Source organism: Comamonas suwonensis (genome assembly GCF_012844455.2).
Classification (GTDB): Bacteria; Pseudomonadota; Gammaproteobacteria; order Burkholderiales; family Burkholderiaceae_C; genus Comamonas; species Comamonas suwonensis.
Window position 1 is genome coordinate 111,460 of sequence record NZ_JABBCQ020000006.1, and the last position, 8,991, is coordinate 120,450.

Sequence of the window (8,991 nt, forward strand, 5' to 3'; positions counted from 1 at the left end):
ATCAATCACCATGCGCTTGCTGCCTCGCTCTTTTACTGCTTCCCGCGTTCTTGCAACCGCTGCCGCATGCGCCCTGATTCCTCTGGTCAGCCAAGCGGCAGACCACGGCGCAGCAAACTATCCGCACCAGCCCATCACCATGATCATGGGCTTTAACGCCGGCTCGGGTGTGGACGTGATCGGCCGCGTGGCACAAGAGCCGCTGGGCAAGCTGCTGGGCCAGCCCATCATCATTGACTACAAGACCGGCGCGGCCGGCAATATCGGCAGTGAGTACGTGGCCCGCGCCAAGCCAGATGGCTACACCATCTACTTCGGCACCGCAGCCACCCACGGCAGCAATGCATCGCTTTACAAAAAGCTGCCCTTTGATGTGGAAACCGACTTTGTGCCCGTCGCACCGCTGGTGGATGTGGCCAATGTGCTGACCATCAATCCCAATGTCATCAACGTCAAGAACCTCAAAGAGTTTGTTGACGAGATCAAGGCCAACCCCGGAAAGTACAACTACGCCTCCACAGGTAACGGCGCAGGCACGCACATGGCGTTTGCCGAGTTCAACTCCCGTCTGGGCCTGAACATGGTGCACGTGCCCTACAAGGGCGGCCCCGAAGCCATCACCTCTGTGCTGCGCGGCGAGACCTGCTGCATCATGAATCAGGTGCAGACCGTTCTGAGCCACTACAAGGCTGGCAAGGTGCGCCTGCTGGGCGTGACCACGGCCAAGCCCGTGGAAGCCGTCAAGGAAGTGCCCACCATTGCCGCCAGCGGTCTTCCCGGCACCAAGGGCTTTAACAGCTCCATCTGGTTCGGCATCTTCGCTCCCAAGGGCACCGATCCGGTCATCATCAAAAAGATCAACACCGCTGTCAATGACGTTTTGAACCAGCCCGAAGTGCGCGAGCGCTTTGTCTCTCAGGGCAACACCATTCGCGAGGAATCGCCCGAGCAGTTCAAAAAGACTGTGCACGACGACCGCATCAAGTGGGCCAAGGTGGTGAAGGACGCCAAAATAACGATTGATTGAGTGAACACCCCTGAGGCGCTTTGCGCCTTCCGCCTCTTTCGCCGGGAGGGGGGGCGACCGCCTCGCTGCGAGACGGCTCTTGCTCGCTGTTCCTGATTGGGGCCGCGCCAGCTTCAGAGGTTGTGCACTTCAGTGTTAAGTTCTTAGGATTGTTTTGATGCGCCTGCCGCCCCAAGCCGCAGGCGCTTTTGGGTTTTAGCTATGTCAATTTCACCTTCTACGGCGGCCTCCGCTGCGGGACTTGCAGCGCTGGAAGAACGCCTGCGCGATGATCTAATCACGCTGGGCTGGCCTGCCAAGGCCTGGATTTCTCCCGCCACCCGCAATGACCGCCCCGTGCATGACGTGATCGTCATTGGCGCAGGGCAAGCCGGGCTGGCTCTCAGCATGGCGCTGCAGCAAGTCGGCATCAAGCCGGTGCTGCTGGACCAATCCCCGCTGGACTTTGAAGGCCCCTGGGCCACCACGGCGCGCATGGAAACGCTGCGCTCACCCAAGGAGCTGACCGGCCCGGCCATGGGCGTTCCATCGCTGTCCTTCCGAGCATGGTTCATCGCCCAGTTCGGCAGGGATGCATGGACGGCGCTGGACAAAATTCCCCGCCTGCAATGGATGGACTACCTGCGCTGGTACCGCCGCGTGACGAATGCCGATGTACGCAACGGCCACGAAGTCGTCGCCGTGCGCCCGCAAGCCGATGGCGTGGTGGAAGTCGATGTCAAGGCCAACAACGTCGTCGCCACCTGGCAGGCCCGTCGCCTGGTGCTGGCCACAGGCCGTGATGGTCTGGGCGGTGCCAGCATTCCCGCCTTTATGCAGGGTGTGGACAAAAAACTGTGGGCGCACTCATCCGACGAGATGGACTACGCCACGCTGGCCGGCAAGCATGTGGGCGTGGTGGGTGCCGGTGCATCGGCCATGGACAGTGCTGCGACGGCGCTTGAGAGCGGTGCCACCAGCGTTGACATGCTGATTCGCCGCAGCCAGCTGCCGCAGATCAACAAGTCCAAAGGCTCGGGCGTGCCCGGCCTGACCCACGGCCAGTACCTGCTGCCCGACGCGTGGAAATGGCGCATTCGCCATTACATCAATGCTCAGCAAGTGCCGCCGCCCCATGGCAGCACACTGCGCGTATCGCGCCACAGCAATGCCTTCTTCAACTTGGGCACAGCCGTGCAAGGCGTTGAGCAATTGGGCAGCAAGCTGCATGTGCAGACCAACAGCGGCGTGTTTGTGCTGGACTTTCTCATCATCTCCACCGGCTTTGCCGTGGACTGGAAGCTGCGTCCCGAGTTCTCCGACATCGCCCCGCATGTCAAGCTGTGGAATAGCCGCTTCACCCCCGAAGCAGGGGATGAGGACGCCGAGCTGTCGGCCTCACCCGATCTGGGTGCGCTGTTCGAGTTTCAGGGCGAGCTGCCCGGTCTCGACCACATTCACTGCTTCTGCTACCCCGCTGCGCTCTCCCACGGCACGGTGTCTGGCGATATTCCCGCCATCAGCGATGGGGCGCGCAAGCTGGCCCAGGGTTTAGCCTCCGTCATCTACCGCGACGATATTGAGCAGCACTTTGCCAAGCTGCAAGCCTATGCAGAGCCTGAGCTGGATGGCACCGAATGGACTGCCGCCGACAGCGCGGCACGCATTCGCCAACTTCAACAATAAGTAAGAGACCGCACATGACAGACACCACCACAGACACGATCGACCGTCTGGCTGGCCTTGCCCAAGGCGACCCCAGCTTCACCACCCGCCACGAACGCGAAAAAGTGGCTCTGGCCACGCAGGCCTGCGAAGACCTGCTGCTGGGCAGTCAGCTGGACAGCGCGCTGACCCAGGCCGAGCGTCTGGTGCTGGCTGCAGAGCAGGCCCGCGTCAGCGGCGTGGCCGCGCTGGAGGCCGACTATCGCGCCCGTGCCGAGGCACTGAGCGATGCCATCACCCCCGAGCTGCGCACCATTCTTGAGCAGCCCGACGCCCAAACCGGCAACGCCCGCATGGATGCCATGCTGCACTTTGTGCGCACGCTGGCCCTGAACCCCGCTAAGAGCGATCAGGCCGCGCTGCTGGCCATTCCTACGGCAGGCTTGTCACTCAACGACACCGTGTTGCTGGCCCAGCTGATTGGCTTTGTGGCATATCAGGCCCGTCTGCTGGTCGGCGTCAAGGCCATGAGCGACATGGGTGGCGTGGACTATGCCCCTGCAGCCGAACCCGCAGCCACAGCGCCCTTTGTGCACCCTGCCAATCTGCCGCCCCCCGGCGAGCCGCTGCGCCGCAACGGCTTTACCAGCGAAACGCTGGACTGGAAGGCCTGGCTGGAAGTGCTGAGCCCCGACACCGCCACGCCCGAACAGCAGCATGTGCTGGAGGTCAGCCACCCCAAGGCCAAGACCATGGACTTTTACCTGCTGCTGGCCCGCCAGCCACAGGTGCTGCTGGAACGCTCACAGGCCTTCAATGCCATCATGTATGCACCCGGCGGCCTGTCCCGCGCCGAGCGCGAAGTGGCGGCCACTGCCGTGTCGCGCTCCAACGGCTGCGTGTATTGCGCATCTGTCCACGCCCAGCGCTTTGAGCAGCTGGCCAAGCGCAATGATGTGATGGCCCAGATGTTTGACGACCCCGACACCGCCGGCACCAACGCCCGCGAGCGCGCCATCATTCAGTCGTCACTGGTGCTAACCCGTGCACCCGGCAGCTTTGGCGTGCAGAACGTGCAGCCGCTGCGCGATGCCGGTCTGAGCGATCTGGAGATCCTGGACATGCTGCACTCGGCAGCACTGTTTGGCTGGGCCAACCGCTTGATGCTGAACCTGGGCGTAGAGATTTACGTCTCCCCCTGAGCGGCTTTGCCGCTTCCCCTCTCTCTACGCGCCGTACGCTACGTTAGGGGGGATGATGCCATCGCCGCGAGGCGGCTCTTGCACGGCATCTCTGCTTTCGGGCCATGCCAGTTTCTGGCGTGGCTTTTCTTTTTTGATAGCTGCTAGCGCTTTTAAATCCTTGGATTGATGGCAAATATGCGCTGAAGCTCTCTGAAATCGAGCGCTAGAAGCTATTAAATTCAGAGCTGCTTTCCGGTAAATACCGTGAGCACTCCCGCCAGCTGATGCACGCGTGCGTCCATCAGCTGCGCCTCTGTCACCAGGCCGATCAGGGGCACAGGGCCTAGTGCGTGGCGCAGCAGCTTCAGCTCGGCATCGTCACTACCAAACAACTCGCTGCCCCGGCCTTTGCTGCTCATGTAAATCGCGCCGCGTATGTGCAGCGGCGCTTGCTGCTCGTTCACGGATTCGGGGCCTGCATCAGCAAAATCGGGTTGCAGCGCATCTTTCAGGGCCGCCCCCATCTGCATCAGTTCGTGGCGTGCTGCATGGCGCTGGCGCTGGCAGAAGATCACCGTGTTATCCGGCTCTATGGATGCAGACAGCGCCACCCCCTGGCGCACTGGGTCGAGCCCCACGATATGCAACACCTGCGCCTCATCGGTCAGCGCGCCGCGCTCCAGCCCTCGCCCCAGGGGGGCAATAGCGGCCAATGTCTTGCGCAGCTCAGACAACGCCGCTTGCCAGCCCCCGCCAGCGCTGGAGCGAGCTTCCACATCCAGCAATTGCAGCAAGCGCGGCAGAGCGGGCTCGCCCTCCAGCTCTAGCAGCATCGGGCCCCTGGCTTCTGTAATCTCGATTCCGGCACCCAGTGGCGCGCAGCCCTGCGCAATCCGCGAAAAACAGCCCACATCGCTATCAAAAGCCACGCCAGAGAAGCCTGCATGAAAGACGCCTGCCGCCGCTTCTGCGCGCAGGCGCGGCAGGTCTTCGGCGCGGCAGGCGAACTGCACACCATCCTCTGCACCCAATGCGCCAAACAGATTGCCAGAGGTCGTGCGCTCAGACAGCTCCAGCAGCAGCTCGGCCAGATCGGTCTGGTCGATGCTGGAATGCACCAGCGCCGAATGCGCCTCAAACCCCGCCTCTGCACCCAGCATGGCCAGCGGCGCAACGCCGGAGTAAACGCGGTAATGCGCGGCAGGTACATCCAGCAGCATGACAGCCAGCGATGAGTCCTCGTTGTATTCATGCTCCATGGCCAGCACCGCATGGCCCGAGCCGCCCGCCCAGTCCGTGACCTGCGGCAACTCGCGTGCCAGCAGCGCCAGCAACTGCTGGGCGTGGGGTGCCAGTTTTTGCGAAACATACGCCAACCCCAGACGGTAGGGCTGCTGCTTTTGCTGCGGCGACAGGCGCAGCAACTGGCCACGCAGCTGCTGCACGACTTGCTCTACGGCAGAGCGCCAGTTCGGGTCACTGGCATGACCGACGGGAAACAATGACATAAGCCCTCCTGTCCTTGCTGGCGTGGATGCGCTGGCACCACGATTTTCACCCCTCTTGGCCTTTAACGGGTCAAGACTTACGCGGTGATGCAGAGGCTTTTGCTGCCGGTTTTTTGGCTGCAGGGCTCTTGGATGCGGCGGTTTTGGTGGCGGTCTTTTTAGTCGCAGAGGTTGCAGCCGTTGTTTTACGCGCTGCGCTCTTGGGTGTAGGCTTTTTCGCCGCTGCCGCATCAGGCTTGGCGGTAGCCTCTGCGCCACCAGCTGAAGCTGTTGCAGCGCCCGCGCCAAACTGGCTGGCCTGCGCCATGACCTTTTCCATGGCGGTCTTGGCAAAGCCGCTGGCTGCCTCGGTCGCGCGCTGTGCGGCAGCTATGGTCTGTGGCGGCACAGGCTCGGCCATGGCCTTGGCGGCAATCTGCTGAAACTGCTGCGTCAGCGCCCCCCACCATTGCATGGCCTGACCCATTGCCGCCTGAGAGGCTTTTTCAGTCTGGCCACTGGCGGGCTCATCAGCGGCCTGTGCCTTTTGTTCATTTTGCGATGCGGCCTGAGGTTCAGGTTCGGGCTGCGGCTCAACCTTGGGGGCGGGCTCAGGTTCAGGCTCCGCCTTGGCACTACCGCCCCACATGGGCCAGCCGCCATGGCTGCTTGCACTGGCGGCCTTCGCAGCGTCAGCCGCCGCCGCGCCCGGGAAGGGAAAAGACTTGGCCAGCTCGCTCATGCTGACGTTCATGTCCTTCAGGGTTGAAAGCGTCATGCGCTGTACTTCCAGCGCCTGAATGGTGGCATTGAGAGCACGCCCGTTTTGCTCCAGCCAGAACTGCACGGCTTTCAGCTCGGCAATGCGTTTATCCACCTCTTCCACGCTCACGGTAGGAGCCACCCATTGCGGCACGCGGCCCATGGGACTGGATGCAGTGCCAGCGCTTTGCGCCAGCCCCTGCAGAAAATCAAAGCCCGGAATGAATTTGCCAAAACCAAATGCCGATGCGTCGCCGCTCATAGTGCTCTCCACTGCAGGGATGGGTACCAGTCTCCGTATCCAGACCGCTCTGGATACGGGACTAGCTTACTGCACAAGCACTGTTTGCTGCAAACAAAGGAGCAGGCCGCTCCCCAGTCCAGACATCAATGCTGATGGTCGCCATGCCCCGCGTGCGAATGCCCGCCGGCACCCGCGGCACCGGAGGGTGCGGCCATGCGCACCGGCACCTGCAGGCTCAGGCGCGAGACAGCGCCCTTGGCATCTTTGAACACCAGCGTGATGGGCACTTGCGTATCTTTGACCAGCGGTGCCTTCAGCTGCTGCAGCATCAGGTGATAGCCGCCAGGCTTGAGGTCCACCGCCACGCCCTTGGGCAATTCCAGGGCCTCAATGGCGCGCATGCGCATCACATCGCCGTCCATCTTCATCTCATGCACCTCGGCCACGGCGGCAGCAGACGTTTCCACGCCCACCAGCTTGAGCGGCTCTTGAGCCGTCAGGCGCATGAAAACACCCGAAGCCTGCTGCCCCTGCACGCTGGCGCGCGCCCAGACGTTGTCAGCCTTCACATGAGCGGCATCGGCATGGGCAAGAGCCGCCCCGGAAACCATCAACGAACCCAGAGCCAGCACGGTAAAACGACGCATATTCATGAAATCTTCTCCATTCAAATTCAAGACAAATCAGGCTGTAGCGCTTATCAATCAAGCACTTGCAGCTATGGTTTTGAGAGTTTCAAACGGCGGTGCACGCACAGGTGGCAAAAGGCGGACCAAGACCCGGCTGACGACGGACGCCCACTGGGGCGCAGCCAGGATCGCTCCGCCCCAGCTCAGACGCTGCTGGCGCGCAGGCGGCGGGGCCAGCAACGGCAGGCACAGCGCGCAATCGAGGCCATGCGGCAAGGCCGATGCCTCGTCGCTGGCAGGGCTGGGCACCCAATGCGTGGAACCTGTGGCGCTGCATAGCGCCTCCCAGCCCGCTGGCGGCGTGGCTCTGGCAAACGGTGCCGCCACGCTAGTCAGCAGCACGCACAACCAGGCCGCCAGCACCCAGCGGGTGAGCGGCACCGCAGCGTTCTGCGGATGATGGAAGGTGCGCCAATGCATGCAGCGATTGTAGAAGCCGCACCGGTATCCGCTTGGTGACGCAAGTCTGGCGGCACTTGCCTCTACCATGGGGGTTCCAACTACCTATTTCAGGAGACAAGCATGCTGACTCTCTGCGGCTTTTCGGCCAGCAACTACTACAACAAAGTCAAGCTGGCCTTGATGGAAAAGCAGATTCCCTTTGCCGAAGAGCTGGCCTGGCTGGGCAAGACCAACCCCGCTGAATCGCCGCTGGGGAAGGTGCCCTATCTGCGCACCCAGCATGGAGCCATCAGCGAATCCGAGGCCATCATTGAGTATGTGGAGACACTGTCCTCCAACGTGCCGCTGATACCCGCAGACCCCTTTGCCGCTGCCAAGGTGCGCGAGCTGTGCGTGTACCTGAACCTGCACCTGGAGCTGGTCGCCCGCAACCTCTACCCCCAGGCCTTCTTCGGCGGCAAGATCAGCGATGGCACGCGCGACAAAACACTGGAACAGCTGAAAAAAAACATTGCCGGCTTTGCCCAGCTGGCCCGCTTTGATACGCCCTTTATCGCTGGCGACACCTTCAGCATTGCCGACTGCAGCGCCATCGTTCACCTGCCCCTCATTAGCAACGCCAGCAAAATCATGGGCGGCACCGACCTGCTGGCCGAGCTGCCTGTCGCCGACTACCTGGCCCGCATGAGCGAACGCCCCACGGTGCAAAAAATCAACGCCGACCGCAAAGCCAACACGGTCGAGCTGATGGAGCGCGTCAAGGCCCAATCGGCACGCTGATTGCCGAGAATCTGAAGCAGGCAATGCTACGCTTGCAAGCACTATGCAAAGCCTGTTTCATCTCGCCTATCACGTCACCGACCTGGACGAGGCCCGCCGCTTCTACGGCGGCATCCTCGGCTGCCGCGAAGGCCGCAGCACCGACACCTGGGTCGACTTCGACTTCTTCGGTCACCAGATCTCCCTGCACCTGGGCCAGCCCTTCGCCGTGGCCAACACCGGCAAGGTCGGCAACCACATGGTGCCCATGCCCCACCTGGGCGTGATTCTGCTCAAGCCCGACTGGCTGGCACTGGCCGAGCGCCTGAAGGCCGCCAACACCGAGTTCATTCTGGCGCCACAGGTTCGCTTTGAGGGTGAGCCCGGCGAGCAATGGACCATGTTCTTTACCGACCCCAGCGGCAATCCGATTGAGGTCAAGGGCTTTGCAAACTGGGAAGCGGTGTACGAGCACTGAGGTCATGCGCAAGCACAAACCCTCACGCAAGCGCTGAAACCCATGGCCGCTCCCCGCAAGGCACTTCCAGACATTGATCCGCAGCGCTGCACGGGTTGCGGCTGGTGCATCGGCGTATGCCCACCGCATGTGCTGTCGCTGCAGACTCAAACGCCTACCGGCTTCGGCCCCAAGCGCTCCACTCTGCACGATGCGCCGGGCTGCACAGGTTGCGCGCTGTGTGCCGTGCGCTGCCCGTTTGATGCCATTCAGATGGTGAAAATCATCAAGCTGTAGCGGGCAGAAAATGCGAACGGAAGCTGATTCTGTCCTCGC

10 protein-coding genes are annotated in these 8,991 nt (G+C 62.3%); 6 read left to right on the forward strand and 4 right to left on the reverse strand.

From position 1 onward, the window contains the following. Positions 1–10: 10 nt before the first annotated feature. The 3 genes from HF327_RS08660 (at position 11) to HF327_RS08670 (ending at position 3,873) form a co-directional block, all read left to right on the forward strand. The gene (locus HF327_RS08660; protein WP_169107866.1) at positions 11–1,027 is read left to right on the forward strand and encodes a Bug family tripartite tricarboxylate transporter substrate binding protein; all 1,017 of its coding nucleotides are present in this window, start codon (positions 11–13) and stop codon (positions 1,025–1,027) included. A gap of 201 nt (positions 1,028–1,228) precedes the next feature. Then, positions 1,229–2,692 carry an NAD(P)-binding domain-containing protein gene (locus HF327_RS08665; protein ID WP_169107867.1) on the forward strand — a complete coding sequence of 488 codons (1,464 nt, stop codon included), beginning with the start codon at positions 1,229–1,231 and terminating at the stop codon, positions 2,690–2,692. Positions 2,693–2,706: 14 nt separating this feature from the next. Further along, positions 2,707–3,873, forward strand: a complete 1,167-nt coding sequence (locus tag HF327_RS08670) for a CMD domain-containing protein (protein ID WP_169107868.1) — start codon at positions 2,707–2,709, stop codon at positions 3,871–3,873. Between the two features lie 221 nt (positions 3,874–4,094). On the opposite strand, the gene HF327_RS08675 is transcribed toward HF327_RS08670, so the two are convergent. From HF327_RS08675 to HF327_RS08690, 4 genes are all read right to left on the reverse strand, one after another. Further along, positions 4,095–5,363 (reverse strand): FIST signal transduction protein, encoded by a 1,269-nt coding sequence (locus HF327_RS08675; protein ID WP_169107869.1) that lies wholly within the window; start codon positions 5,361–5,363, stop codon positions 4,095–4,097. A 70-nt stretch (positions 5,364–5,433) separates the two neighbouring features. Next, a complete protein-coding gene (locus HF327_RS08680) occupies positions 5,434–6,366 on the reverse strand; it encodes a PhaM family polyhydroxyalkanoate granule multifunctional regulatory protein (RefSeq protein WP_169107870.1) in 933 nt (310 codons plus the stop codon). 125 nt (positions 6,367–6,491) lie between these two features. Then, the gene (locus HF327_RS08685; RefSeq protein ID WP_169107871.1) at positions 6,492–7,001 is read right to left on the reverse strand and encodes a copper chaperone PCu(A)C; all 510 of its coding nucleotides are present in this window, start codon (positions 6,999–7,001) and stop codon (positions 6,492–6,494) included. 51 nt (positions 7,002–7,052) lie between these two features. Then, positions 7,053–7,457: a hypothetical protein gene (locus tag HF327_RS08690; RefSeq protein WP_236024105.1), complete on the reverse strand. Its 405-nt coding sequence runs from the start codon at positions 7,455–7,457 to the stop codon at positions 7,053–7,055. A gap of 102 nt (positions 7,458–7,559) precedes the next feature. On the opposite strand from HF327_RS08690, the gene HF327_RS08695 reads away from it, so the two are divergent. The 3 genes from HF327_RS08695 to HF327_RS08705 are packed head-to-tail and all read left to right on the forward strand — an operon-like array spanning position 7,560 to position 8,952. Further along, positions 7,560–8,219: a glutathione S-transferase gene (locus HF327_RS08695; RefSeq protein WP_169107872.1), complete on the forward strand. Its 660-nt coding sequence runs from the start codon at positions 7,560–7,562 to the stop codon at positions 8,217–8,219. Positions 8,220–8,262: 43 nt separating this feature from the next. After that, a complete protein-coding gene (locus HF327_RS08700) occupies positions 8,263–8,676 on the forward strand; it encodes a VOC family protein (RefSeq protein WP_169107873.1) in 414 nt (137 codons plus the stop codon). Between the two features lie 42 nt (positions 8,677–8,718). Continuing rightward, positions 8,719–8,952: an ATP-binding protein gene (locus tag HF327_RS08705; protein WP_169107874.1), complete on the forward strand. Its 234-nt coding sequence runs from the start codon at positions 8,719–8,721 to the stop codon at positions 8,950–8,952. Positions 8,953–8,991 lie beyond the last annotated feature (39 nt).